The sequence below is a fragment of the Neobacillus sp. MER 74 genome, from assembly GCF_023714155.1.
This window is the reverse complement of sequence record NZ_JAMAUV010000006.1, coordinates 179,575-205,037: the sequence shown is the minus strand read 5'-3', so window position 1 is coordinate 205,037 and position 25,463 is coordinate 179,575. Positions and strand designations below refer to the sequence as shown.

Here is a 25,463-nt window from a genome sequence, read left to right as displayed (position 1 = left end):
TTCGACTTTAGTGAAATAAAGAGTTTGTTCAGATAAAACAGTATTTTTACCATATTGCAAATTATTTTAAAATAATGTACAATACCACTAGACGAACCCCTAAATATTTTGTACAATGTTTTCAGAATATTATCTTTTTTTAAAACAGTTAGACAAAAGTAGTTGGGAAAATTTCCAAGAGAATTAGGGGGAAAGTCATGAGGAAGAGAAAATTAGCTGGTGTATTTATGTCTTTTATGGTAGCAGCAGGGGTGTTGGCAGGATGTAACTCAAGTACTAGTGGTGATGGGGAAAAAGGCGGAGATATTAAAATTGGTGCCAACCTCGAACTATCTGGCGGAGTAGCTTCGTATGGTCAGTCAGCAAAAGAAGGTATTGAATTAGCCATCGAAGAAATCAACAAAGAAGGTATTAATGGCAAAAAGTTAAAATTAGTGACAGTCGACAATAAGTCGGATGCTGCTGAGGCAACAAATGGTGCACTAAAACTTGCCACCCAAGATAAAGTAGTGGCAATGATTGGTGCAGCAACAAGTACAAACACACTTGCTCAAGTACAGATTGCTCAAGATAACAAAATTCCATTAATCACACCAACTGCAACAAACGCTACGATCACAAGTAAAGACGGAAAGCTAAATGACTTTGTCTTCCGTACATGCTTTATCGACCCATTCCAAGGGACAGTTGCCGCGAACTTTGCAACCAATGATTTAAAGGTTAAAAGTGCAGCTGTTTTAATTGACAGCTCAAGTGACTACTCTAAAGGTCTTGCAGCTTCTTTCAAAAAGAATTTTGAAGCCAATGGCGGGAAAATTGTTAAAGAAGAAGCATATGTGGCAAAAGATACAGATTTCCGTGCTACTTTAACAAATATTAAAGCGGCAAATCCAGAATATATCTTTGTTCCTGGTTTCTATGAAGAAGTTGGGTTAATTATCAAACAAGCTCGTGAGCTTGGCTTAAATGTACCAATCATGGGTGGTGACGGCTGGGATTCTCCTAAACTAGTAGAAATCGCTGGGGCACCAACACTTAATAACACATTTATTACCAACCACTACTCTTCAGGTGATAGTGATAAGAAGGTTCAAGAATTCGTTGCTGCATTCAAAGCAAAATACGATGGTAAATCACCGGATGCCTTTACAGCTCTAGGTTATGACACAGTATACTTCCTTGCCGATGCGATTAAGCGTGCTGGAAGCAGTGAATCTAGTAAAATTCAAAAGGCACTTGAAGAAACTGATGGATTAGAGCTTGTATCAGGGAAAGTGAAGCTTGATAAAAACCATGACCCAATCAAAGCCGCTGTTATCCTTGAGTATAAGAACGGTGAACAACAATTTAAGACAAAGATCAACCCTTAATAGAAAAGCGGAAGCGCCTTAGAGCTGACGCTAGCTCAATTGTATCTGCTAGACAAATTTTCATAGTTTGCCAAAGGGATAGGGAGCGTAACGTCTCCCTATTCCACTTTCTAAAAGAAATGTAAGTTTCCCACTATGCAAACGTTGTTTAATTGTATTTAAAAAAAGATTCGTTGAAGTCGGTCCAGAGGAGTGTAAGACATATGGAATTAATACAGCAGCTTGTCAATGGAATTTCCTTGGGCAGTATTTATGCACTAATCGCCCTAGGGTACACAATGGTATACGGTATTGTAAAACTAATTAACTTTGCCCATGGGGATGTCTTCATGGTTGGTGCATTTATAGGTTTTTATTCCATTACTATTCTTGATTTAGGATTTTTCCCAGCATTACTTATTTCAATGGTTGCCTGTGCAATCTTCGGTGTATTAATTGAGAGGATCGCCTATAAACCTCTCCGAAATGCAACCAGAATCGCTGCCCTTATTACAGCGATTGGGGTTTCGTTGTTTATCGAGTACGGAACCATTTATATTCGCGGTGCTCAGCCGGAAGCTTATCCAGATGGAATCGTTCCACTAAAAACCCTTGAGATTTTAGGGGTAAAAATCAGCGGTCAGTCCATCCTTATTTTAGGAACATCCGTCATCTTAATGATTTTGCTTCAATTTATCGTGCATAAAACAAAAATTGGTAAAGCCATGCGTGCTGTATCACATGATATGGATGCCGCAAGACTAATGGGAATCAATGTAAATAACACGATTTCAGCAACTTTTGCAATCGGATCTGCCCTAGCAGGAGCGGCGGGCGTCGTCTTTGGGGTATACTATACAAAAATTGAGCCGTTAATGGGAATTATCCCTGGCCTTAAAGCGTTTGTTGCCGCTGTTTTAGGCGGAATTGGAATTATTCCTGGCGCGATGACCGGTGGTTTATTGTTAGGTGTCATTGAGTCACTTGTAAGTGCTGCTGGTTACTCCCTATGGCGTGATGGTGTAGCATTTGTTGTGCTAATCTTAATTTTAATTTTCAAACCAGCTGGTTTATTTGGTAAAAATATCAGGGAAAAGGTGTAAGGAGGTCTTTTAGCAATGGCAATTTTAAAACAAGCAAAATTTTTCTGGACCTCGATCGTTTTAGCCGTTATATTTTCGGTCGTCATGCAATTTTTAATTAATGGTGGTTCATTGAATCAGTTTTATGTAAATACGCTATTTTTTATTGGTATTAATATTATTCTTGCAGTAAGTCTTCATTTAATTATTGGTATTACCGGTCAGTTTTCGATTGGACATGCCGGGTTCCTTGCCGTTGGTGCCTATGCCTCAGCTATTATGACAATGAAATTAAGTCTCCCATTTCCAGTGGCCCTTCTTGTTGGTGGTGTAGCTGCAGCAGTAGCCGGTCTCATTATTGGGATTCCCTCCCTTCGATTAAAAGGTGATTATCTAGCGATTGCTACACTTGGATTCGGAGAGATTGTAAGAATTGTCTTCTTAAATATTGATTATGTCGGTGGAGCAAGTGGAATGACAGTCTCCCACTTTACCACATGGCCATGGTTGATCGGTTGTGTTATTTTAACAATTGTAGTGATTGCGAACTTTACAAATTCGACTCATGGTCGAGCATGTATATCGATCAGAGAAAATGAAATTGCTGCCGATGCGATGGGGATTAATACAACCTATTATAAGGTAACAGCTTTTGCCATCGGTGCGTTTTTTGCCGGAATTGCCGGTGCATTATATGCGCATAACTTTTATATTATCCAGCCAACAAACTTTGGCTTTTTGAAATCATTTGATATTTTAATATTCGTTGTTCTAGGCGGGCTAGGTAGTATGTCAGGAGCAGTGATTGCTGCGATCCTGTTAACGATCATTTCAACTTACCTATCTAGCTATCCAGAGGTTCGGATGGTTATATACAGTCTTGTCCTAATCGTGATGATGCTTTTCCGTCCGCAAGGCCTGCTCGGCACAAAAGAAATTACCTCATTCTTTAAAGTTGGTAAGGCAGCTAAAGGAGGAGTACAGCATGACAACAAAAAAACAGTTGCTTAAAGTTGAAAATGTCGGGATCCGTTTCGGCGGTTTAAAAGCTGTATCAGATGTAAACGTGGTATTAAATCAGGGTGAACTCGTCGGTTTAATTGGCCCCAATGGTGCAGGGAAAACCACATTTTTTAACTTGCTGACAGGTGTCTATGTTCCAACGGAGGGAACCATCTCGTTAACAGGCGATAAACTTAATGGCTTAGCACCGTATAAAATCACCAAAAAGGGAATCAGCCGGACATTCCAAAACATCCGCTTGTTTAGTGATCTGTCTGTTCTCGATAATGTAAAAGTTGCTTATCATTCGCTGGCAAAGCATTCGATGGTAAGCTCGATCTTCCGCTTTCCAACTCACTTTGCTGGTGAGAGGGAAATGGAAGAAAAGGCCATTGAGTTCTTGAAAATCTTTAAGTTGGAAAATGTGATGCATGAAAAGGCGAAGAACTTACCGTACGGCCAGCAGCGCCGCCTTGAAATTGCCCGGGCATTGGCAGCCGGCCCCAAATTATTGCTGCTTGATGAACCTGCTGCCGGAATGAATCCACAGGAAACAGAAGAACTAATGAACTTAATTGCGTTAATTCGTGAGAAGTTTTCATTAACAATCCTCTTAATTGAGCATGATATGGGCCTTGTAATGGGTGTGTGTGAGCGCATATATGTGCTTGATCATGGTCAATTAATTGCGGATGGGACACCAGAACAAATCAGAAATAATCCAAAAGTCATCGAAGCCTATCTTGGAGAGGAGGTCTCCTAATGCTAAAAGTGAATGATATAAATGTTTATTATGGTAATATCCACGCGTTGAAGGGTGTTTCCCTCGAGATCAATCAAGGAGAAATTGTTACATTGATTGGTGCCAATGGTGCGGGGAAAAGTACGCTTTTACAAACCATATCCGGACTATTGAAGCCAAAAAGTGGTGAAGTATTGTTTGAGAGTGAACATGTAGCCGGTAAGGTCCCGCAATCAATTGTAAAACGGGGAATTTCACAAGTACCGGAAGGCCGCCGCGTGTTCGCGAACATGTCAGTGGAGGAGAACCTTGAATTAGGTGCGTACTTAAGGAAAGATAAAAAGGGAATTCAAGAAGATTTTGAAAAAGTTTATCAGCTGTTCCCACGGTTATTAGAGCGTAAAAAGCAGCAATCTGGGACCCTTTCAGGCGGGGAGCAGCAAATGCTAGCGATGGGACGAGCATTAATGGCTAGGCCGCGTTTATTATTGTTAGATGAGCCGTCCATGGGTCTTGCGCCGCTATTAGTAAAAACGATTTTCAAGATTATTGAGGAAATCAATAAAACGGGCACAACAATTCTATTAGTAGAGCAAAACGCCAATATGGCCCTCTCGATTGCCGACCGTGCTTATGTTATTGAAACAGGAAAAATTGTCGCTTCTGGTACAGCTGCAGAGCTTAACTCAAGCGACCAAATTAGAAACGCTTATCTTGGCGGACACTAGTTCGATCAAAAAGGAGTTGAGGATTCCCCTCAACTCCTTTTGTGATTAAATCTTTATTTTCCGTTGTTCAGGATCTAGCCGGAATTGCTGACGCCGTTTCGGCTGCAGTAAATGTCTAATCTTGTTCGCATAATCCTCATATAGCTGTTCAAGGCCAACTAATGTTAGTGAAAAGAAGTTAGCATAATTCTTTTGGACTTCCCACTTTAACTCGTTCTTTCCACAAATACTATATTTATTTAGCTCTTCTATTTCTACCCGAATCTTCGCCAATTCAATTCCTTGCTGCTCTTTAGGAAGCGAGAGAACATGGTCTATCTTTTCAATATAATGAATCGATTTCTCAATCTTCCAATTAATTTCACGATACCCTTCTACATCAATCAGCCCATATTTTAATTTAAATTCATTTAGTAGTTTAGCAGATTCATAGGTCGAATTCACAATATCATCACGGGTCATATCCTTCGTTTCATAGCTGAGCATATGCTTCCAAGAAGGTTGAATGATCGCCTTGCGGTGGTCCTCAAGGGTATGGCAGAACTTTTTATAGCCGTGCAGTTCTGGATGTTCAAAGGCTGGGCTGGCAGGGTCAAGGAACGGTGCAAGCGGTGCGACAAAATAGAAAATCCGTTTGTCCTGATGACAGGCAAGATGAATCTTTTCACAGAAATCAATGTTTTCTAAGGCGCTGTCATACGTTTGTCCTGGAATTCCAACCATGAAGAATAAATCGATTTTTTTGCAGCCGTGCTTTAAGGCAAACAGGAGCGTATCGATGACTTTGGAGTTGGTACAATTAAATTTCCCATTATAGTGTCTAATCTTTTCATCATGGGTTTCAAGCGTGATCTCAATACTATATTTTGGAACACTTTCATTCATTTGCTTAAAGAACTCTTCATCCGCATACTGGAATAATTCAAACACGACTTCATTTTTAAGATTGAGTTCTTTCAGGCGGCTAAAGAACTCTTTGACATATTCACGTCCACCCTGGCGCAAATCATGGAGGATAAAAATGGGTGCCCGGCTAAACCGGGAGATGAATTTAATATCTTCAATGAGCTTTTCAGGTGACCGTAAGGCGAGCGCACCACGGTTGCAGTTCTGATTATAAGCATCCTTCGAACCACCGCATATCAGGCAGTTTTGTGAGCAGCCCCGCGCCGTCAATAAGGCGGTATTCGGGTACTGCAGCCAGCCATTGTAGGGCAGCGGGTCAAGGAAGTTCCGATATTTAAAGACCGAGCGTATCGCATAGCGATATCCTGGCACATCCAGATCATCTAAATCCTTTGGTACATAGGTAAGCGGATTGCAGCCAATATCGCGGCCCTTTTTCCACGTTAAATTGGGGATGTCAGCATAGTGGGTATTTCCTTGTTCGATTTTATTCATCAATAGCAACATCAGTTTTTCGGTGGAATCGCCGCGCATTACAAAATCGATACAGGGATATTCTATCAATTCCTTATGATAATAGGTCGAAGACAGGCCGCCAAAGATCACGGGGATATCAGGATGCAGCCTTTTAACCACTTTGGCTAATTCGATACTGCCGTGTGCATGTGGAAGCCAGTGTAGGTCAATCCCGAAGGCCCTTGTTTGGACGTTCTTTAACTTTGCCTCGACATCAAATTTGTCACTCATGAGCATTCGATTGGCAATATTAATGATTTTTACTCGAAGACCGTACCTTTCCAGGTATTCCGCGATACTGGTAATACCAATTGGGTACATCTCAAATACGGGTGATGAGGGAACTACATCACTGATGGGGCCGGCAAGCAGGGAGTTTTTTCGAAAATCATAAACGCTTGGTGCATGCAAAAGGACTAAATCGTATTTCATTTATTTCACCTCATGGAAAATAGGATAGAAACATCATCTTTCATAGGCTTAAAAAGATCGTATGTGAAGTATGGAATATACGATTTTTTTAAAGAAGATATTATCTATTTTGGAAATGAAAGTAATTTATTATTGTTGATTTTAGTGTACTATAATAATTGTTTATTAGAGTGACAAATGGGTGACAGATTTTGGGTGATTTTGTGTAAATCCTGCTAAACCTGTATGCTTGAAACTAGTTTAGAGTCTTCAAAGTCAGGGAGGAATGATAACGTGGCACAAGCAAAAACGAATGCGATGCGCATTTTAGATGCAAAAAAGGTCAGCTATGACATGCTTACCTATGATCATAAAGACGGAAAAATTGACGGTGTCTCTGTTGCCGAAAAAGTAGGCAGGGATCCTAAGGAAGTCTATAAGACGCTCGTGGCACAGGGCGCCAGCAAGAATATTTATGTCTTTGTTATTCCGGTTGCTGAAGAATTGGATTTAAAAAGGGCGGCAAAGGCAGCTGGTGAAAAGAATATAGAAATGCTCCCCGTCAAGGATATTCAGAAATGGACAGGATATATCCGCGGCGGCTGTTCACCAATTGGTATGAAAAAGGAGTATAAGACATTTATAGATGAACAAGCAAGGGATCTGGATACCATCATTGTCAGTGCCGGGAAAATTGGTGTCCAAATTGCGTTAGCCCCTGCCCGCTTGCAAGAGGTCACAAAAGCTGACATTGTCCCAATCATTAAGTAAGATTTTTTTCCTAGGCACTCACCTATAGGTGGCAATCGCATAAGATAGGGTGAAATTATCTTACGAGTGTCACGATAAAAGGGAGTGTTGCTCAGTGACAGGAAAAATTAAAAATTACTTTGCTGGCGGTAATACAGCTAGAGGTTTCCATAATTTATATGATTCCAATCTTCAAGATCTAGACCGGTTATTTATTCTAAAAGGCGGACCAGGAACAGGTAAATCCTCACTCATGAAAAAGATCGGCAATGAGTGGCTTGAAAAGGGCTATGATGTTGAATTCTTACATTGTTCTTCTGATAATAATTCCATTGATGGCGTGTTAATCCCGGCGTTAAAGGTGGGAATTGTCGATGGAACTGCCCCGCATGTGATTGAACCCAAAGCACCAGGTGCAGTGGATGAGTATATTAACCTCGGCACAGCTTGGAATGCTCGTGCCTTAGCGACCCATAAAAGTACCATCTTGAAGTTAACCAATCAAATCAGCCAGTCCTTTCATAAGGCATATGATACGTTTAAGGAAGCATTGGATATACATGATGATTGGGAAAAGATCTATATTAACAGCATGGATTTTAAGAAAGCTGATCAATTAACGACCAAATTAATTGATTCCTTTTTTGGAAAAATGAAGCTTAGTAAGAAATCAGATATTCGTCATCGCTTTTTAGGAGCAGCAACGCCTAAGGGAGCGGTCGATTATGTTCCGAATTTAACCGAAGAGATTCCAAAACGTTATTTCATTAAAGGGCGCCCGGGCTCTGGTAAATCCACGATGCTGAAGAAGCTTGCGGCAGCGGCTGAAGTCAGAGGGGTGGATGTTGAAGTTTACCATTGCGGCTTTGACCCGCACAGCCTTGATATGGTTATTTTCAGGGAGCTTGGAATTGCGATTTTTGATAGTACGGCACCACATGAGTACTTCCCAAGCCGAGACGGCGATGAAATCATCGATATGTATGAATTACTAATCGCTCCAGGGACAGATGAAATTTTTGAAGAGATCATTACTAAAATCTCAACCAATTATAAAAATAAGATGAACGAGGCAATCTCTTATTTAGCGCGGGCAAAGGAACTTCATGATGAGCTGGAGGAAATCTATATTGCGGCGATGGACTTTTCCGTTGTTGAAGGAATCCAGAACAAAATAGCCGAGGAAATCAGGGAGTTAGCGGCGAGTAAAGTAGAGTAACAAAACTTTCAATGATACTTCTCACCAAATTAGGCACGGCGCATACCTTAAAGGGAAAATTAAATAAAAGGGGCTAATAACCTTGGATCATTTCAATTACCCTCAGGGTCATGGAAGAATGCCTAATTCTCCTTATGAACACACCCTCCGGCAACAAACACAAGCGCCGCCGCATGGAGGAGGTCACCAACCGCCGCCGCATGGAGGAGGCCATCAGCCGCCGCCGCATGGAGGAGGCCATCAGCCGCCGCCACATGGGGGAGGTCATCAGCCGCCGCCGCATGGAGGAGGTCATCAGCCGCCGCCACATGGGGGAGGCCACCAGCCGCCGCCGCACGGGGGAGGTCATCAGCCGCCGCCGCACGGAGGAGGTCATCAGCCGCCGCCGCACGGAGGAGGCCATCAGCCGCCGCCACATGGGGGAGGTCATCAGCCGCCGCCGCATGGAGGAGGATATCAACCGCCATATGGAGGCGGTCCACATTATGGCAGTGCCCCGACTGCACCACCGCCAGCCTTTATTCCACAAGAATCAGTTGGCTTATATGCGGTTGACCCAGGAGGAATTAGGCACTGCCTGTACCGTTATACCTATATTTGGTTAAGAAATGGAAGTAGCTTCTGGTATTATCCAACCTACGTGGGCAGAAACTCAATCGGCGGGTATCGCTGGAGTGGAAACCACTGGGTATATTATGGAACGGACTTAAATAGAATCCGTTCATTTAGTTGCCACTAATAAATAGGAACTGCCCTGAAAAAATGGGCAGTTCTTATTTTCATTCTAAGAATGTGGATTTGTTTTGCTGCTTTGTCACTTGTTGCGTTTATTACCTTTGCTGTTATCACCGCTGACAAATTCGCTGGAAAATTCAGCTTCCGACTGTCCTGCTTGCGGGGAGTTTTGATTCTTGCTGCCTTTGTTGTATTTCTTCGTCATCATTGATCCCTCCTTTTCACTATGGTTTAGTTTGCTTTCGAGTATGTTGTTTATTCAGGTAAAATAAAGGTAATAGTTGAATGATGAGATAGCTGGTGGGAATTTTTTGAAAGGGTGATTGAATGCAGTCAAAGATCGATTTGTTAACACAACTATTTGAAAAGAATCGCAACGAAGCCAATGCTGGACCGATGAAGAAATACATGAAAGACCACTTTCCTTTCCTTGGCATCAAGAAGCCGGATCGGAGTGTGCTGGAGAAGCAATTTTTTCAAGAAACAGGATTATTAAAGGAGCCGTTTAACCAAGCATTTATTCGCGAACTTTGGGCGAAGGATGAACGTGAGTACCAATATACAGGATTGGTTTATATGGAAAAATCGCTGAAAAAGCTAGAGAAGAGTGATTTACCCTTTATGGAGGAATTGATTCAAACGAAATCGTGGTGGGATACGGTTGATGCAATTGCTCCCAAACCGGTTGGGGAAATTGCCAAAAGGTTTCCTGAGGTCGTGGCAGAAACGATTGATAGCTGGGCGACCCATGATTACCTTTGGCTGCGCAGGGCGGCACTTCTTTTTCAATTAAAGTATAAAGAGAACACGAATGAAGAGCTTCTTTATCAATACATACGTCTGAATGCAGACAGTAAGGAATTTTTTATCCAAAAGGCCATTGGCTGGGCATTACGGGAATATTCAAAGTCCAATCCTGCTTCCGTGAAAAAATTTATCGAAGCGACGAAGCTAGCACCGTTAAGTGTTCGGGAAGGAAGTAAGTATTTAGGTTGAGCATCTGGGAGATAATGTATTAGATTATCTGTTAAAATAGCAATAATGAAAAGGGATAGAGGGTGAACAGCATGATTAAATGTATTGCAACAGATATGGATGGGACATTATTGAATTCAGTTCAACAAATCAGCTCAGCAAATAAAGATGCTATCTTAAAAGCGCAGTCACAAGGCGTTGAAGTGGTGGTCGCGACAGGCCGGTCGTATCAAGAGGCTACTTACGTACTTTCTGAGGCGGGCTTAACCTGCCCGGTTATTTGTGTGAATGGCGCGGAAGTACGTTCCGAAGAGGGGGATATCCTTTCAGCGACGCCGATTGGGAAACAATTAGCTCGAGAGGTTGCTGCAAGACTTGCAGAAAAGGACGTGTATTTCGAAGTTTACACAAATCAGGGTGCCTTCACGATTGATCCCGACAAGGCCGTTTCCATTCTTGTTGATATCGTGATGAGTGCGAACCCAGAAGCCAATCAAGCTGAGATCACTGAAGCAGCAGGGGCAAGAATCCGTGATGGCTTAGTCCAAACAATTGAAGATTATGAACAGCTGTTTGCGAATGATCAGTATCAAATCTATAAATTTCTTGTCTTCTCGTTTGATGGGGAAAAATTAGAAGCGGCAAATCAAGCATTAGCAGACTTAGAAGAACTTGCTATCGCTTCTTCCGGTCATGAAAACCTCGAAATCACGAATCGTGAGGCTCAAAAGGGAATTGCACTTGAATCGTTTGTAAAAGCAAGAGGAATTGATTTAGCGGAAACGATGGCGATTGGTGATAATTATAATGACGTATCGATGTTTGAAAAAGCAGGCAGATCTGTGGCGATGGGAAATGCCAATTACGAAATCAAATCTCTTTGTGATGTAATTACAGACACCAATGTTGAAAGCGGCGTAGCAAAGGCGATACATGAAGTAATATAAGTTGTAAGTTGTAAGTAAGGGTGTCAGGCACCATGTGAATATTTCACATGGTGCCTGACACCCTTTAGGTTTTGTTTTTACATAATCTCAATTTTTAATGAATTCACCTGTGAAACTAGGAGTTCTTCGTAATCTTTTTGGGCTTGGTAGTAGATTTCTTGTTCGCCGGCTTTAGGGTTTTCTTTTTTGGCCTTGGTAATTAAGTCTTTTTGGATCTTCTGGGACATGACAATCATTTGATACTGCTGCTTTTCTGTTGCCCAAAATTTTTCTTCTCCGTACTCGTTGATCAGCTTTTTAGCGGACTCAAATTGATTATATTGTCCGCGTGCTTTGCTAAGGGCTGCATCTACTTCCGTCTCCGTTGCTTTATGACCCTTTTCATCCGCGAGTAGAGCCATCGCCCGGAGGCGGATGATTTGTGTTAATAGCTGATTTTTATCTTCAAGTGTTTTTTCCTGTGCCTCTAAATAAGTTAGTTCTTCCTCTAACTGCTCGCCCTTATATTGTTTCTGTGCGCTCTCACGGTTGATGGCCAGCTGCAATTGATTAATGAACTTATAAAAGCTGACATCCTCATCAGTGATCCACTCGCCATTCACCTTGGCAACCCCTTTTGGCTTGGTTACGTTCATTTCAATGACTTTCTCGGTCTTTTTCCCATCCTTTTTAAGCGTAAATACGGCCTCATATTTACCGCCCATCGGCAAATTCACTTTGCCAGTATAGGTGCCATTTTTCCCTTCCTCCAGCTTGACATCATAACTGCCATGATCCATTTCCGTCATTGCTAGGTGGGCAGATACATCTAGCCCTTTTACGGCTTTCTTATTTTCGGTTACTTTTACTTCAAACGGCATGGCTGTATCCTTAACGAAATAAAGATCCTTCGTGACGTCCACTTTATAGTCAGGGTCTGAACTGCATCCTGCTATCACGGCAACCAGAAGAAGGATGGCGAATATTATCCGTATCTTCATGAGCTGATTCCTCCTAAATTATGAGTTTGTAAAAACTCGTCTACTTTATATTTCCTCATTTTTCCATTTTCCAAATATGCTACATGGGTACAAATCTGTTTGATTTCGTCCAGATGGTGCGAAGACAGCAGAATCGTCTTATCCTGAAGGGAATGGAGTACATCTAAAATTTCTTTTCTTCCGAGCGGGTCTATTCCGCTCGTCGGTTCATCAAGAATCAGCAGGCTGGAATCTTGATAAAGGGTGATCGCTAAACCAAGACGCTGCAGCATTCCTTTCGAGTACTTCTTGACTTGTTCATGGCGGTCGTCCCACAGGCTGACCGAGCGAAGTACCTGCTCAATTCGTTCCCGGTTGGCGGTCTTCGTTACCGCCTCGGCAAAGAACGTCATATTTTCCAATCCGGTCAGCATCGGATAAAGCATAAATTTTTCCGGCAGATAGGCGATTGCTCGTTTCCACTCCTCATTTTTCTTGTTCACGGCAATCCCATTTATTAAAATTTCTCCTTGTTTGACTGGCAGTAATCCAAGCAAACTATTGATAAATGTCGATTTCCCGGCACCGTTTCGGCCAACCAGGGCACAAATTTCATTCCGGTGAATGTCTAGATTGATTGAATCCAAGACTGTTTTTTTTCCGAATGATTGGTTTAAATTCTTGACGTTGATCATTCGTATCCCTCCTTACGATTGAATACAATCGCTGTGGAAAATGAAGCGATGAGCCAGAACAATAGATTTCCAAGCAGGAAGAAGGCCGGCTTCGTCCACATAAACGCTTGTAAGAGTCTCGACATATGGCCGAAGGAATATACCCCCGTGCCTGTTTCTAAAAACATTCGAACAGCCTGAAGCGGATTTAAAAAGTAGACGGAAGAAAATAGTTTTACATTTTCATGGGTCACATTCGGTAAGAACGACAGCAAGATAAAATCGTGCAAGAAGAAAAAGTAGAACCAGACGAAGATCGTAAACCCTAATATCTGCATCCTCGAGCGACTGATACTGCCGATGGCGGCACCCATTTGCAAGAACACAAGGCCCATGCAAACAATCGCTGCCACAAAGATGAAATAACTTTTCATATCAAGTTGAAAGTTAAATTTTAATAGTAACAAATAGACGAAAAACCAAGTGATCAGCGGGACAAGGACAACGGTATAGAGTCCCAGGCTTTTTTTGATTAGGAAGCTTCCGAAATGGTCTGTCTTTGTCAGCAGCATAATCAAAGTCTTTTGTTCTTTTTCTTGAAAGATCGAGAATGCCCCGATAAATAAGCATAGAATTGGAATAAAATAGATAATCGTATCAAACAGGTTGATTAAGAGCACATAAAAGCCTTTATCAAATGAAAGGGCTGAGGAACGAAATAAAATTGCAATTGAAATCAGAACAATAATACTTAAACTTAGCCAAAGTCCTTTTCCTCTTATATTTTCCTTCCATTCCTTCCAAATGTAATGCATAGTAGGTGTCTCCCCTTTAGTAAAATCCCCACGATAAGCAAGGTGGCAATAAGGATAATTGCTTTCGAATGTGTTCCTTTTGACGCTGATAGCGGGTGTGGGTCATGGAACATGATGGCTTCCTTTGACAGAGTCGCGTTCATTTTTTCATAAATCTTCAATGCAGGACTTTTTAAAAATAAATAGGATAATTCTTGGTCTTCAATTAATTGGTATAAAGAAGAACGATAGGTTATTGGAAAATCCCCAATGTGGTCTTGGTCTAAATCGGTTATTGGGAACGCGCTGCCCCAGTCATTCCCTTTGCCATCCTTGCTCCAGGAATTATTCTCACTATTGCCGCCAAGAGTTACAGCAGGAATCGTATTTTCGGTAATTTGGTTTAAGGTAAATACTTGTTCGTTGGAACTCGACCACAGTTCAATTCCGATTTGGTTTTGAACGATTTTGTTGTGGCGAAATTCATTTCTGGTTGCTTGATCAATATACATACCGCGTTGGTTCATATAAAAGGTATTATCGGCAATATCATTGTCATTGGCTTGGAGTAATAGTAATCCAAAGGATTGATTGCCGTAGTTCACGAGAAATTGATTATCCTCGAGTTTCAAATGGTTTGAGTTCATAATCGCGGCCCCGCCGGTATTCATCGTGAATATATTTTTCTTGAAAATGTTCTCGTCGGAATACATGTAATGCAAGCCATATCTTGTGTGGCTAATATTATTTTCATAGCTTTTATTGTTGTTGGCATATTCAAAGAACATCCCGTCCCGGGTGCCTTCAATCGTATTTTTTTCAAGCAGATTATCATTGGCATAATAAACGTGAATCCCATTTCCCTGGGCTGCAATTTCGCCTTTGCCCAGGCCCTTAATCTGGTTGGAACGAATGGTATTATGGTGCGCCTGGCTTAAATAGATGCCGTGAAAGGAGTCGCGGATGCTGATGTGTTCAACGACATTGTTGTTTGTGTAAATCTTAATGGCCGCGTACTCCTCAGCAGAGTTCCGGTTCATCCCTCCATGCATGACGGTTAGATGGCTCAGTTTCACATCAGGGGCTTTTATGGAAATGACATTGCCCGATCCGTCTCCTTTAATCACCGTCTTTTTTGAGCCAATGATCGTTATCGGTTTGTTGATGACAATATTGCCCTGGTACGTTTTATTTTCAAGCTGGAGGACCGCCCCTTCTTTCAGGCTGTCGATAGTTGCTTGTAATGGTTCGGCTGCCAGCTTTTTCTCAGGGCTCATGACTAGCAATAGAGAAAAAATGAAAGATACGAGCGCAAGTTTTTTCATTTACTTTCGATCCTTCCATAACGGAATGAGTAAGAGAATAAACGCAGAGATCACCAAATATGTTCCGAGGCCAAGCAGGCTGTTGGTTTGGAAATTCGCCACCGTATTATGACCTAAAATAGGCGGAACAAACGGATCCATTTTGATCGGAGCTTCAGGACTTAGATTGGTGCCAAACTTTTTCAATGCATGGTGAAGATCATATACACCGAGTCCGCCGCCAATCACAAATAGGCCAATCAATCCGTAAAGAACGGATTTTTTTCGGAGCAGGGCGGTTAAAAGCGTAAGAGCCGCTAATCCTCCAACTAAATAAGGTAAATACGCTAATTCAGGGAAGTTTTTTTCACTGAAGTTGGCCATCCCAATATAGTGGTTAAGCCCATTCACGATATCAATTTCCCCTGCGAGCTTATTCGGATACACAATGATATTTAACCCTTCTGGATATTGCGGAGCAACAAAGACCATTTTCCACCATGGGAAAAATAGTGAGATGACTATTAAAATAGTTGAAGTAACAAGTAATAATGAAGAAACTACTGATAATTTTTTGGTTTTACCCTTCATGTTAACATCGCCTTTTTAATGAAATCGGTAGTAAACGGAGAAGGGTATCAATCTTTTTCATTGATACCCATCACCAACATATTGCTTAAATTACTGTTTTGGTTTGACAAGGAAGTAACCGGTCATTTCTTGGTGCAGCGCAGAACAGAAGTTTGTGCAATAAAGTGGGTAGGTTCCTGCTTTATTCGCGACAAATTCCATTGTGTTGGTTTGTCCCGGCTGGACTTCCATGTTTAAGTTATAGCTGTTGATGGCAAATCCGTGGGTAATATCTTCATCGAAATCAATATTTGTCAGATGAATCGTCACATGATCTCCTTCATTTACTTCGATCACATCAGGACGTTTTGCTTTGGCATCAAAGATAAATTTCGAACGCATCGCGATACCATATACATCGACTTTGTTACCATTACGAACGATTTTTGTATCGCTCTGCTTGTAAACAGCTTCCTTATTCTTTGTGTCCTTCGGATAGACTTCAATGGTTTTGATTTTATCCGCTTTAATCATTTGGGCATAGTGTGGTTCTGGGTTAACGGGTGCTGATTGGATGATCTTCATCTTGCCGCTGATATCAATTAACTGCATCGATTCAGGATGAGAAGGTCCAACGGATAAATAGCTGTCTTTCGCAATCTTATTTAAGGCAATGATATATTTTCCGTCAGGTGCAACCGTGTCACCTTCTGCGGCAACAGAGTGTCCTGGAGAATATTGGACAGGGACACGATCTAATGTTTCACCTGTTTTTGGATCCCATTTCACAATTTCCGAAGAAATAAACATCGTTGTGTAGGCCATGCCTTTGTCATCAAATTGCGTGTGCAGTGGTCCTAAGGCATTTTCAGGGTTAACTTCTCTTTCCATCACGGATTTGTAATTAAGGACTGGAATACCATTGCGTTCACCAGCGAAGTCTTTGTTTGCGACAGCTTTAAAAGCTTTTTCAAAAGAGAAGACGGTCATGGTTGGTGCTAATTTTCCAGAGGCAATGAAGTGTTTGCCATCTGGTGTTACGTCGACACCATGTGGTGATTTTGCGACTGGAATTAAATAAATGCCGCCTTTTTGCTTCTCAGGGAAGATCATTTTCTGACCGCCCACATTTTCGTACTTGCCTTCCTTGACCATTTTCTCAAGCTCTTTCCAGTTGAAAAGAACAATATAGTCACGGTCAGCTTGTGAAGCGTTAATTTCAAGGTTTGTTGTTGATTCTTCGGTATTATAAGTCGTCATAACCGCCCAATCCGCTGATTCTTTTTTACCTGCATCAGAAAGGTCATAGGACCATGGTGGAAGGGCGACTTGGTAACCAATATTTAGCTTTTGTTTGTTTTGATCAAATGTGACAGCAGACATCACGCCGCGATATTTTGTACTGTAATCATCTAGTGATTCGTATTTGTGCTGCAGCGGCACGGCGAAGCGAGTCGGCAGGAACATATACTCGGTATTTTCCGTAACGAAGGCCGCACAGTGTGGTCCGCTTGTATTTGGAACGTTAATGATGTCTTTCACGGTGAATGTTTTTAAGTCCATCGCGGCTGCACGGCTGTTACCAACATCGGTCGCGAACATGTATTTCCCGTCATAGTCACCTTTTGTTTCAGAGAAGGCCGGGTGATGTAGGTCTCCCCATGTATAACCGCCCATTAATTTCTTCGAGTGTTCATCGAATCCGTACCCTGTAGCCGAATCCTGCGAGAAGACCGGAACCGTTCGAATATGACGCATGGATGGCACACCATAAATAAACATTTGACCGGAGTGGCCGCCGGAAGCAAATAGATAGTAATCATCTTTTTGGCCGAATGGGACATATACCTTTTCGGCATCGCTCTTTGTGCTTGACGCTGCTTGCGTGTCTGTCTTAGCTGAGAAATCTGCAAACGTAATCGTTGCTGCGACAAACCCGGCTAAGAGACCCGATGCAATCGGAATCCATTTTTTCATTATGTACACCACCTTTTTTATTTTTCAGAGGCTTGTTTCAGTAGGTCTAATACTTGCTTACGTTCCTCGTCAGATAATGGATTTTTCCCAATCACACCTGACATGACAGCAGAAGTAGGCGCTTTTAAAAATTCTTCAATCGGCTTGCCATGCTTGCCTTCTACGTTTACAAACGCTTGGGAAAGATCTGGGCCAACTGCTCCACCCGTAATTTTTAGAGATTCAACACTGTGGCAGCCGAGGCAGCCTTTCTTGTTAAGGATGTTATCCTCATTGGCAGAAACCGTTGTTGCTTCTTTTGAGTCGGTCGTTGTTTCTTCTTTAGCAGCAGAAGTTTCTGTCGTCTCTTTCGTTTCTGTTTGTGCCACTTGAGGCTGTTTTGCGGAATCCCCCATGATCACGCCAAACACTAAGTAACCTAATCCAAAGCCGAGTAATGTACAAATAACAAAACTGATAATGGCTTTATTCATCTTTTTCCCTCCTTTTTTCTCAAATGAACATCTTCATCCTAAACACTTCCATGTCAGAAAAATGTGACCTACCGCACACCTTTGTTATAGTTTTTGAACGTTTTGTGAAAGGGCTTAATATCACGTGATTTGAAAAGATGAACGTTTTGTGAAATTCGTCACTACATCAAGTGACGCAGTTCTTTACAATAAAAGTAAGTGATCATCAAAAGGGGATTTTTAATAAGGGTGGTGAAAAGGATGATTCAAGTCGATTGTTTAAAAGAGCCGAATCTAGCAATCTATCAACAGGTTGCCCAAATGGATTTACTTCGGAAAATTGTTATCTTTAAGGATTTATCGGAGAAGTCGCTAGCGATTATTGAAAAAAGGATTCAAACACTCGAGTTGAAAAAAGGGGAAAGGATCATTTCGGAAGCGGAAGTGGCCAAGGGGATTTATTTTGTTCATACCGGTGCAGTGAAGTTAACGAAGCAGGATGAACAGGGAAATGAAATTATTGTCTGTGTGAAGCAACAAGGGGATGTGTTTGCAGAAGCCTGTTTGTTTACAAAAAGGACAGAGTACTACCCGGCAACTGCGACCATGCTTCAGGACGGGAAAGTCTTATTTTTAGATAAATTGGAACTTGAACGGGATTTGTTCAACCATCCGGAATTATCGATTCAAATGATTAGTTATATGAGTGATGTGCTCCGGGAAATGACCTCGCAATTACGAGACGTGGCTTTGCTCGATGTGTATGCGAAGACTGTTAAGACATTAGAGCGCCTCGGTAATAAATTTAATAATGGCCTGAACAGATGGGAAATAGAGATTCCCTTGACCATTCAGGAATTTGCCACCGTGGTCGGAACAACCCGGGAAAGTGTCAGCCGCGTCTTCTCCAAGTTAAAAAAAGATGGCATCATCGAAATGAAATCACGGAAGATTATTATTCGCGATTGGTGTACGCTGTGCACGTTGCTGCATCGGGAATATTGACATAGAAAAAAGCCCTTCACTATGAGGGGCTTTCCGTTTACTTAGTAAATTTATACGTCCAAAACCGTTCATTATTAATCCACTTCATCACTTGCGGGTCTTGTTTTTTTAATTTCTCTTCCATTCCGATAAACATTTGCTCGGTTTGCGAACGGTGCGCCTGGATGGCTGCCATTTTTGTTTTGGCAACAGGGCTGATGTCATTGAGAATATCTGGTTCCCCGAGCTCATCAACACAATTGTTTGAGAAGGCAACACAGTGTAAGGTTGGCCGTGCGGCTGGGCTCATTTTTTCAACCGCGCGAACGACCGCCGCACCAGTGGCATCATGGTCCGGGTGGACAGAGTAGCCTGGATAAAACGTAATAATAAGAGAAGGATTAACTTCCTCAATCAAGGCTAACATTTGATTGGCAAGTTTCTCTTCATCTTCAAATTCAATCGTTTTATCGCGGAATCCGAGCATGCGCAAGTCTTGAATGCCCAGTACCCGTGCCGCTTCCTTCAATTCTTCTCTTCTAATCTTCGGCAAGTTTTCACGATTGGTAAACAGAGGATTTCCCATGTTGCGTCCCATTTCACCTAACGTTAAACAGGCATAGGTAACAGGGGTTCCGTTCTGCACATGGGTGGCAATGGTGCCTGACACCCCAAATGCCTCATCATCAGGGTGAGGGAAAACAACCAATACTTGGCGTTCTTTTTCCATAAATTCTTCTCCTTTCGGGCCTTGCATTCTTATTCAAAAGGGGTGCTGGAAATCTCCAAGGCAACCGCTAGTTTTCCATCATGGTCGTGACCGGCTAATAAGAGACGATTGTCCTCATCAATTTCGTAATGAGTGATCCCTTCTGCGTAAATCCAGCCAAGCTGAATCTTTAACCCAACCCGAAACGGGCCATTCCCTGTTATTTTCCCTAATTCATAACGGACAAGGGCATTGCGGATGAATGCACCGGCTGAAAAGAAGCTTTGATCGTTATGTGAAGCATAGGCACCGTTGGTCGTTTCAAGGTGAATGTAGACATCTTTATTAGCAAAGCTGTTAATAGCATCTTGTGCACCTTTTACATCAATAAGTTCCAAAATGAAGCCTCCTTTCCCATCATTAATTTTGAGATTATGTCTAATGTCTATTTTAGTTAATAATGTAACTATCATACTAAAATCAGGTAAAAAATGCGAAACTGGTGCCTGACACCAACAAATGACCTCAAAAAAGAAGAGTCGATCAAGCGATCGGCTCTTCTTGACTCTTTCTTATTCCACACAATCTTCGCAGTACTCGGTAACAGCTTTCGCTCCACTGCGGTAAGCCCCATGCCAGGTTGGTCCAACGTATTCGTTGAGACGGAAACCTTGCTGGATGGCTGCTGTGATAAATTCCTTTGCGACATCGACCGCATCATAAACGGATTTTCCTTTTGCTAATTCCGCTGTAATTGCTGATGAGTAGGTGCAGCCCGCCCCATGAGTGTAGGTCGTTTCAAATTTTTCCGACTCATAAAGCATAAATTCTTTTCCATCATAAAGCAGGTCAACGGCTTTTTCTTCTGATTCAAGCTTGCTGCCGCCCTTAATCAGCACGAATTTGGCCCCTTGTTCGTGGATTTTTTCAGCTGCTTCCTTCATTTCCGCCACAGTACGCGGGGTTTTCATGCCAGCCAGCTGTCCTGCTTCAAATAAATTAGGAGTCACGACTAAGGCGCGTGGTAATAGAAACTCACGCATTGCATCGGTAGTTTCTGGATTTAGGACCTCATCTTCACCTTTACAAACCATAACAGGGTCAATCACGACACGTTCAAGTTTGTTTTCATCGATTTTCCGAGCCGCTAATTCAATAATCTCTACAGTCCCAAGCATGCCGGTTTTCATCGCATCGATCCCAACGGAAAGAATGGTTTCAAGCTGAGTCTCAAGCGTATCAACAGCAATGGGGAAAACATTGTGGTGCCAATGGTTTTTGGGGTCCATTGTCACGATGGATGTCACTGCAGTCATTCCATAAACGCCAAGTTCCTGAAAAGTCTTTAAGTCCGCTTGTAGGCCAGCGCCGCCGCTTGTATCAGAACCAGCGATTGTCATCACTTTGTTGATGGTCATATGTATGTACTCCTCCTTAAATTTTTACTCTTAATTATTATAGAACATTTTTCAAAAATTAACAGGAGTCACAAAATGCTCGATCTATATGGTCAGTTTGAAATTCAAGTTTGCGAAGGTTGTAATGGCTATATTAAAATTATTGTTACACGCCAATATATTGAAAAGCCATCAGCTGCCTTACTGGATTTAAACTCGATTCATTAGGATTATGTGGCACAGGATAATGGCTATCAAGCTGTGGGCGTGGATATTGATGTAAATGAAGAGGGTGCAGGGTTGATGAAGGCTGGGGCAATTATTTTATCAGGTGGAAAATCAAGCAGGATGGGCACCAATAAGGCCCTTCTAAAAATAAACGAGAAAACGAACATTGAGAGAATGGCAGATGCACTAAACCTATCGTTTATTGATATAATTCTTGTAACCAATCATCCTGAAGACTACCAATTTTTAGAAGTGAAGATGGTCTCAGATCTGTATCCTGGTCAGGGCCCCCTTGCAGGAGTACATGCAGGACTGCTGGCATCTCCATTTGAAACGAATTTTGTCGTAGCTTGTGATATGCCGTTTGCTTCCGCGGAACTTGCCGAACTGCTTGTCAAAAAAAGCAGCGGTTTTGATGCCGTCATCCCAATCATTAATGGAGTCCAGCACCCATTGTTTGCCGTCTTTCAAAAAAGGGCAGCGGACGTGGCAGCACAAATGATTGAAGCGGGACAACTTCGGATGAAACATTTGCTTGAACGCTTAAATGTCCTGTATGTAACAGAAAAAGACCTTCAGGCATACAGCAGCATCGATTTAGAGCGGGTCTTTTTTAATATGAATCACCCAAGTGAGTACGAAGATGCTAAAAAGTGGGCGGAAGATAGATAAGGTGGAAAAAGGGGACCGACTACACGGTTCACATAATTGGTGAAATTGGTGGATACCAAGTGATCAAAAAATGCAGAGCCTAAGTGCTTAGGGGTAGGGGTGTAAACCGATGATGTACGAAATTTCAAAAGAACCAATCGATATTCAAGCGGTCATAGATAAGGTTGTCCAGCGTAATGCCGGTGCGATTACCACGTTTATCGGCACGGTTCGGGAATTAACCAAAGGTAAAAAAACATTATTTTTAATTTATGAAGCGTACGAAGCGATGGCGGTTAAGAAGTTGGCGCAAATCGGCAAGGAAATTGAACAACGCTGGGAAGGTGCGTGCGTGGCTATCACCCACCGCGTCGGCCGTTTAGATATTACCGATGTGGCAGTGGTTATTGCCGTCTCGACGCCGCACCGTGCTGATGCCTATGAGGCGAACCGCTATGCGATTGAACGGATTAAAGAAATTGTTCCAATTTGGAAGAAAGAACACTGGGAGGAAGGCGAAGCATGGATGGGAAATCAGCTCGAAACAGTTGCCTATCCGAGCGGTAAGCCAGAGGAGAGTGACTTAAATGAATAAGGTGTTATTTTTTGCTCATTTACGTGATGCGGTCGGCGGTGCAGAGTTCCTATCTGTCGATGCCGGTGGTAAAACGGTGGCGGAGTTAAAGGCAGAGTTAGCGGCTAAGTATGATCTGCCAAAGATGGATACGGTGATGACGGCCATCAATGAAGAGTTTGCCGCAAACGATGAAGTGATTCAAGCGGGGGATGAAATTGCCTTTATTCCGCCTGTAAGCGGGGGCTGACCAGCATGGACGAACGGTATTCACGGCAGGTCCTCTTTGCGGGGATCGGCAAAGAAGGACAAGCAAAGATCCGCAGCAAGCATGTGCTGATTATCGGGGCAGGGGCCTTAGGATCCGGAAGTGCGGAGGTGCTGACGCGGGCAGGTGTCGGCAAGATTACGATTATTGATCGCGATTATGTGGAAGCCAGCAACCTGCAGCGCCAACAGCTTTATACGGAAGAAGATGTCGCTGAGAAACTTCCCAAGGCTGCCGCGGCGGAGAAACGTCTGCGTGCGATTAACTCAGATGTGGAAGTGGTCTCGATGATCGGTGATGCTACCCCTGAGTTATTAGAAGAGCTTGTTGTGGACGTTGATGTGATGATGGATGCGACTGATAATTTCGAAACGCGAATGGCGATGAATGATGTCTCGCAAAAATACAAGGTTCCATGGATTTACGGGGCCTGTGTCGGCAGCTTTGGGATGACATTTTCGATGATTCCTGGGAAAACCCCGTGTTTGAATTGTTTGTTGCGCTCTATTCCGCTCCAGGGGATGACCTGTGATACAGGAGGAATCATTTCTCCAGCTGTCCAAATGGTCATTGCTCATCAGACTGCGGAAGCGCTGAAGATGTTGGTGGAGGATTGGGACGCGGTCCGGACTTCCTTTGTCAGCTTTGATTTATGGAGAAATCAGTATACAAGCTTGAAGATGTCGAAGGCGAAGTTTGCCGGCTGCTTATCTTGCGGCGAGGAGCGGACCTATCCCTATCTCGATCAGGAAAATATGACGAAGACGACGGTACTGTGCGGACGTGATACCGTGCAAATCCGCCCATCGTCGGCAGGTGAAATCTCGTTAGAACGCCTCGCCGGTCAGCTTGGTTCACTAGGATATGTGGTGAAGGGCAACCCTTATTTGGTTTCGGTTGAAATGGGCGTAGAGCGGATGGTTATTTTTCAAGATGGCCGCGCCCTCATTCACGGCACCAAGGATTTGACACATGCCAAATCAGTTTACCAGCGGATTTTAGGATAATTTGAACCCGTGCCGTCATTGGTGCGGGTTATTTTTTCAGCGTTCGACTTGTTTCACGTGAAACATTGAAGATCATGTCGAAGTGTGATATCACTTTGCGGGCTAATTTTTCGAAAAAAAGGCGATACTCATGTAGAATAGAATCGAGACTGAAATTAGAGGTGCTAGACAAGTGAATATATCTGTCCAAAAACTATTAGCGAAAATAGAAGCGGAATTGAAACTAGCGAAGAGCAGTACAAAAGAAGAAAGCATGCGTGAAAAAGTCTACTCTATTAAAACATTATGTGAGTTATTGCTAGATGAAACACCAGCGCGGAAGAGTGAGGCTCCAGCCGCTCCAGTACAAGCAGTTCAGCCGGCTGTCTCGTTCCAGGCCTACCAACAGCCTGTGATGAATCAGCCCATCATACAACAAGCACCAACAATACAGCAGCCCAAAAAACTGGATATGGAAGACGAAGCAAACGGAGATTCATTGTTTGATTTTTAAAAGGGGGAAATATTATCATGAAAGCTTTTATCATAGTCGGTGCCATCAATGCTTTTATCGCAGTTGCGCTTGGCGCCTTTGGAGCCCATGGATTAAAGGATAAACTCGATGCATATTATTTGGATATTTGGAAAACAGGGGTCACGTATCAAATGTTCCACGCAATCGGGATGTTAATTGTAGGTTTGTTAATTGGAAAAATAGCCACCGCCAGCCCGCAATTCACTTGGTCAGGATGGTTAATGCTGGCGGGAATTATTTTTTTCAGCGGAAGTTTGTATGTGCTGAGTTTAACAAAAATCGGCATCCTAGGAGCAATCACACCAATTGGCGGGGTCTGTTTCTTAGCCGCATGGATCCTAATCGTTGTTGGAGCAGTGAAACATTTATAATTGAAAGACAGGCATTGGGGGCGCCCGATGTCTTTTTTTGTCTCTCAAAAAAATCGGCTATGATGATTTTGGCACCATGTTGATTGGAGCGAAACGCCTGAAGCGGAAATCAACATGCCAATATAACATAACCAAAAAAATAAACACCAATTGATGGTCAATTGGTGTTGGCTTCATAGGATTTACCTTGGCGGGAAAGTCGCTGGAGCGGAACTGCCATATGGATATTCATACTCAATTTCCTCTGGAAATTGAATATAATCGACAGCAACCATTGGGATAAGCCAACGGGTCCCGGCTTGTGGGTCACTTAAAACCACATGGTCTCTTCCTGCCGCTTCAATAATCCCCGTAAATTCTTTTGCATTCCATTTGTTATTGCCCTCAAAGGTGGCAAACACAGTGCACAATTTTCCTTTATTCAAGCGTAAAATATTTTCGATGTATGACTGTTCAAGTGGCAGTTGGCCTGGAGCCATCCCTGCAGGTGCGCCAGCCCCCCCGCCCCCGGCACCGGCTGGCGGAAATTGTGGGAATCCTTGTGCACCTGGTGCTGGATAAAAACTTTGCCCGCCCCCCGGCATCCCTTGAGCTCTCTGTTGTTGCTCTGCTGCTCCAGTATAAGGCTGAAAGCCCTGTGGATTGTAGAATTGATTCATCCTTTTCCC

The 25,463-nt window shown here is 42.7% G+C and carries 31 protein-coding genes; 18 read left to right on the top strand and 13 right to left on the bottom strand.

What is annotated here, in order from left to right; genetic code table 11:
* Nucleotides 1-197: 197 nt before the first annotated feature.
* From M3610_RS13160 to M3610_RS13140, 5 genes are all read left to right on the top strand, one after another.
* Nucleotides 198-1,370 carry an ABC transporter substrate-binding protein gene (locus M3610_RS13160; RefSeq protein ID WP_098571598.1) on the top strand — a complete coding sequence of 391 codons (1,173 nt, stop codon included), beginning with the start codon at nt 198-200 and terminating at the stop codon, nt 1,368-1,370.
* Nucleotides 1,371-1,573: 203 nt separating this feature from the next.
* Complete coding sequence (locus M3610_RS13155) at nt 1,574-2,452, top strand: branched-chain amino acid ABC transporter permease (RefSeq protein WP_098571597.1); 879 nt, start codon at nt 1,574-1,576, stop codon at nt 2,450-2,452.
* A gap of 15 nt (nt 2,453-2,467) precedes the next feature.
* Complete coding sequence (locus M3610_RS13150) at nt 2,468-3,442, top strand: branched-chain amino acid ABC transporter permease (RefSeq protein WP_098571596.1); 975 nt, start codon at nt 2,468-2,470, stop codon at nt 3,440-3,442.
* Nucleotides 3,417-4,196: an ABC transporter ATP-binding protein gene (locus tag M3610_RS13145; protein ID WP_098571595.1), complete on the top strand. Its 780-nt coding sequence runs from the start codon at nt 3,417-3,419 to the stop codon at nt 4,194-4,196. Before M3610_RS13150 ends, M3610_RS13145 begins: the two co-directional genes overlap by 26 nt.
* Nucleotides 4,196-4,903 (top strand): ABC transporter ATP-binding protein, encoded by a 708-nt coding sequence (locus M3610_RS13140; protein ID WP_098571594.1) that lies wholly within the window; start codon nt 4,196-4,198, stop codon nt 4,901-4,903. Before M3610_RS13145 ends, M3610_RS13140 begins: the two co-directional genes overlap by 1 nt.
* A gap of 45 nt (nt 4,904-4,948) precedes the next feature.
* Here M3610_RS13140 and M3610_RS13135 read toward each other — a convergent pair whose 3' ends face one another.
* Nucleotides 4,949-6,757 carry a TIGR04190 family B12-binding domain/radical SAM domain protein gene (locus M3610_RS13135; protein ID WP_251459617.1) on the bottom strand — a complete coding sequence of 603 codons (1,809 nt, stop codon included), beginning with the start codon at nt 6,755-6,757 and terminating at the stop codon, nt 4,949-4,951.
* 273 nt (nt 6,758-7,030) lie between these two features.
* On the opposite strand from M3610_RS13135, the gene ybaK reads away from it, so the two are divergent.
* From ybaK to M3610_RS13120, 3 genes are all read left to right on the top strand, one after another.
* Complete coding sequence (gene ybaK / locus M3610_RS13130) at nt 7,031-7,507, top strand: Cys-tRNA(Pro) deacylase (RefSeq protein WP_218936493.1); 477 nt, start codon at nt 7,031-7,033, stop codon at nt 7,505-7,507.
* Nucleotides 7,508-7,601: 94 nt separating this feature from the next.
* Nucleotides 7,602-8,705, top strand: coding sequence for a PRK06851 family protein (locus M3610_RS13125; RefSeq protein WP_251459615.1), 1,104 nt, complete (start codon nt 7,602-7,604; stop codon nt 8,703-8,705).
* A gap of 82 nt (nt 8,706-8,787) precedes the next feature.
* Nucleotides 8,788-9,444 carry a proline-rich domain-containing protein gene (locus M3610_RS13120; RefSeq protein WP_251459613.1) on the top strand — a complete coding sequence of 219 codons (657 nt, stop codon included), beginning with the start codon at nt 8,788-8,790 and terminating at the stop codon, nt 9,442-9,444.
* 75 nt (nt 9,445-9,519) lie between these two features.
* Here the strand turns inward: M3610_RS13120 and M3610_RS27990 are convergent, their stop codons facing one another.
* Nucleotides 9,520-9,648: a hypothetical protein gene (locus tag M3610_RS27990; protein ID WP_285851160.1), complete on the bottom strand. Its 129-nt coding sequence runs from the start codon at nt 9,646-9,648 to the stop codon at nt 9,520-9,522.
* A 119-nt stretch (nt 9,649-9,767) separates the two neighbouring features.
* Between M3610_RS27990 and M3610_RS13115 the strand changes: the two genes are divergently transcribed.
* Nucleotides 9,768-10,436: a DNA alkylation repair protein gene (locus tag M3610_RS13115; RefSeq protein WP_098571590.1), complete on the top strand. Its 669-nt coding sequence runs from the start codon at nt 9,768-9,770 to the stop codon at nt 10,434-10,436.
* Nucleotides 10,437-10,507: 71 nt separating this feature from the next.
* Nucleotides 10,508-11,362 (top strand): Cof-type HAD-IIB family hydrolase, encoded by an 855-nt coding sequence (locus M3610_RS13110; RefSeq protein ID WP_098571589.1) that lies wholly within the window; start codon nt 10,508-10,510, stop codon nt 11,360-11,362.
* 77 nt (nt 11,363-11,439) lie between these two features.
* Here the strand turns inward: M3610_RS13110 and M3610_RS13105 are convergent, their stop codons facing one another.
* The 7 genes from M3610_RS13105 to M3610_RS13075 all read right to left on the bottom strand — a co-directional run bounded on the left by M3610_RS13105 (nt 11,440) and on the right by M3610_RS13075 (nt 18,113).
* Complete coding sequence (locus M3610_RS13105; RefSeq protein WP_098571588.1) at nt 11,440-12,342, bottom strand: FixH family protein; 903 nt, start codon at nt 12,340-12,342, stop codon at nt 11,440-11,442.
* Nucleotides 12,339-13,016 (bottom strand): ABC transporter ATP-binding protein, encoded by a 678-nt coding sequence (locus M3610_RS13100; RefSeq protein ID WP_251459611.1) that lies wholly within the window; start codon nt 13,014-13,016, stop codon nt 12,339-12,341. The genes M3610_RS13105 and M3610_RS13100 overlap by 4 nt, the downstream gene beginning before the upstream one ends.
* Nucleotides 13,013-13,810, bottom strand: coding sequence for an ABC transporter permease (locus tag M3610_RS13095; RefSeq protein ID WP_251459609.1), 798 nt, complete (start codon nt 13,808-13,810; stop codon nt 13,013-13,015). Before M3610_RS13095 ends, M3610_RS13100 begins: the two co-directional genes overlap by 4 nt.
* Entirely contained in the window at nt 13,774-15,114 is a 1,341-nt protein-coding gene (nosD, locus tag M3610_RS13090; protein WP_098571585.1) for a nitrous oxide reductase family maturation protein NosD, read from the bottom strand. Before nosD ends, M3610_RS13095 begins: the two co-directional genes overlap by 37 nt.
* A complete protein-coding gene (locus M3610_RS13085) occupies nt 15,115-15,684 on the bottom strand; it encodes a hypothetical protein (protein WP_251459607.1) in 570 nt (189 codons plus the stop codon).
* 90 nt (nt 15,685-15,774) lie between these two features.
* Nucleotides 15,775-17,640: a Sec-dependent nitrous-oxide reductase gene (nosZ, locus tag M3610_RS13080; protein ID WP_251459606.1), complete on the bottom strand. Its 1,866-nt coding sequence runs from the start codon at nt 17,638-17,640 to the stop codon at nt 15,775-15,777.
* Nucleotides 17,641-17,657: 17 nt separating this feature from the next.
* A complete protein-coding gene (locus M3610_RS13075; protein ID WP_098571582.1) occupies nt 17,658-18,113 on the bottom strand; it encodes a cytochrome C in 456 nt (151 codons plus the stop codon).
* A 240-nt stretch (nt 18,114-18,353) separates the two neighbouring features.
* On the opposite strand from M3610_RS13075, the gene M3610_RS13070 reads away from it, so the two are divergent.
* Nucleotides 18,354-19,097, top strand: a complete 744-nt coding sequence (locus M3610_RS13070; protein WP_251459605.1) for a Crp/Fnr family transcriptional regulator — start codon at nt 18,354-18,356, stop codon at nt 19,095-19,097.
* Between the two features lie 37 nt (nt 19,098-19,134).
* On the opposite strand, the gene bshB2 is transcribed toward M3610_RS13070, so the two are convergent.
* From bshB2 to pdxK, 3 genes are all read right to left on the bottom strand, one after another.
* Nucleotides 19,135-19,806 (bottom strand): bacillithiol biosynthesis deacetylase BshB2, encoded by a 672-nt coding sequence (gene bshB2 / locus M3610_RS13065; RefSeq protein WP_098571659.1) that lies wholly within the window; start codon nt 19,804-19,806, stop codon nt 19,135-19,137.
* Nucleotides 19,807-19,835: 29 nt separating this feature from the next.
* Nucleotides 19,836-20,183, bottom strand: coding sequence for a YojF family protein (locus M3610_RS13060; protein ID WP_251459603.1), 348 nt, complete (start codon nt 20,181-20,183; stop codon nt 19,836-19,838).
* A 174-nt stretch (nt 20,184-20,357) separates the two neighbouring features.
* Nucleotides 20,358-21,203 carry a pyridoxine/pyridoxal/pyridoxamine kinase gene (pdxK, locus tag M3610_RS13055; RefSeq protein WP_251459601.1) on the bottom strand — a complete coding sequence of 282 codons (846 nt, stop codon included), beginning with the start codon at nt 21,201-21,203 and terminating at the stop codon, nt 20,358-20,360.
* Between the two features lie 75 nt (nt 21,204-21,278).
* On the opposite strand from pdxK, the gene M3610_RS27985 reads away from it, so the two are divergent.
* From M3610_RS27985 to M3610_RS13025, 7 genes are all read left to right on the top strand, one after another.
* Nucleotides 21,279-21,410: a hypothetical protein gene (locus M3610_RS27985; protein ID WP_285851125.1), complete on the top strand. Its 132-nt coding sequence runs from the start codon at nt 21,279-21,281 to the stop codon at nt 21,408-21,410.
* A gap of 6 nt (nt 21,411-21,416) precedes the next feature.
* Nucleotides 21,417-22,082: a molybdenum cofactor guanylyltransferase gene (mobA, locus tag M3610_RS13050; RefSeq protein WP_251459599.1), complete on the top strand. Its 666-nt coding sequence runs from the start codon at nt 21,417-21,419 to the stop codon at nt 22,080-22,082.
* A 109-nt stretch (nt 22,083-22,191) separates the two neighbouring features.
* Nucleotides 22,192-22,656, top strand: a complete 465-nt coding sequence (locus M3610_RS13045) for a molybdenum cofactor biosynthesis protein MoaE (RefSeq protein WP_098571579.1) — start codon at nt 22,192-22,194, stop codon at nt 22,654-22,656.
* Nucleotides 22,649-22,885: a molybdopterin converting factor subunit 1 gene (gene moaD / locus M3610_RS13040; protein WP_098571578.1), complete on the top strand. Its 237-nt coding sequence runs from the start codon at nt 22,649-22,651 to the stop codon at nt 22,883-22,885. Before M3610_RS13045 ends, moaD begins: the two co-directional genes overlap by 8 nt.
* Nucleotides 22,886-22,890: 5 nt before the next feature.
* Nucleotides 22,891-23,910 (top strand): thiazole biosynthesis adenylyltransferase ThiF, encoded by a 1,020-nt coding sequence (locus tag M3610_RS13035; protein ID WP_098571577.1) that lies wholly within the window; start codon nt 22,891-22,893, stop codon nt 23,908-23,910.
* A gap of 172 nt (nt 23,911-24,082) precedes the next feature.
* The gene (locus M3610_RS13030) at nt 24,083-24,403 is read left to right on the top strand and encodes a YwdI family protein (RefSeq protein WP_251459597.1); all 321 of its coding nucleotides are present in this window, start codon (nt 24,083-24,085) and stop codon (nt 24,401-24,403) included.
* A gap of 17 nt (nt 24,404-24,420) precedes the next feature.
* Nucleotides 24,421-24,795 (top strand): DUF423 domain-containing protein, encoded by a 375-nt coding sequence (locus M3610_RS13025; RefSeq protein ID WP_098571575.1) that lies wholly within the window; start codon nt 24,421-24,423, stop codon nt 24,793-24,795.
* A 182-nt stretch (nt 24,796-24,977) separates the two neighbouring features.
* Here M3610_RS13025 and gerQ read toward each other — a convergent pair whose 3' ends face one another.
* On the bottom strand, nt 24,978-25,454 hold the full coding sequence (gerQ, locus tag M3610_RS13020; RefSeq protein ID WP_251459595.1) for a spore coat protein GerQ: 477 nt from the start codon (nt 25,452-25,454) through the stop codon (nt 24,978-24,980).
* Nucleotides 25,455-25,463: the final 9 nt, after the last annotated feature.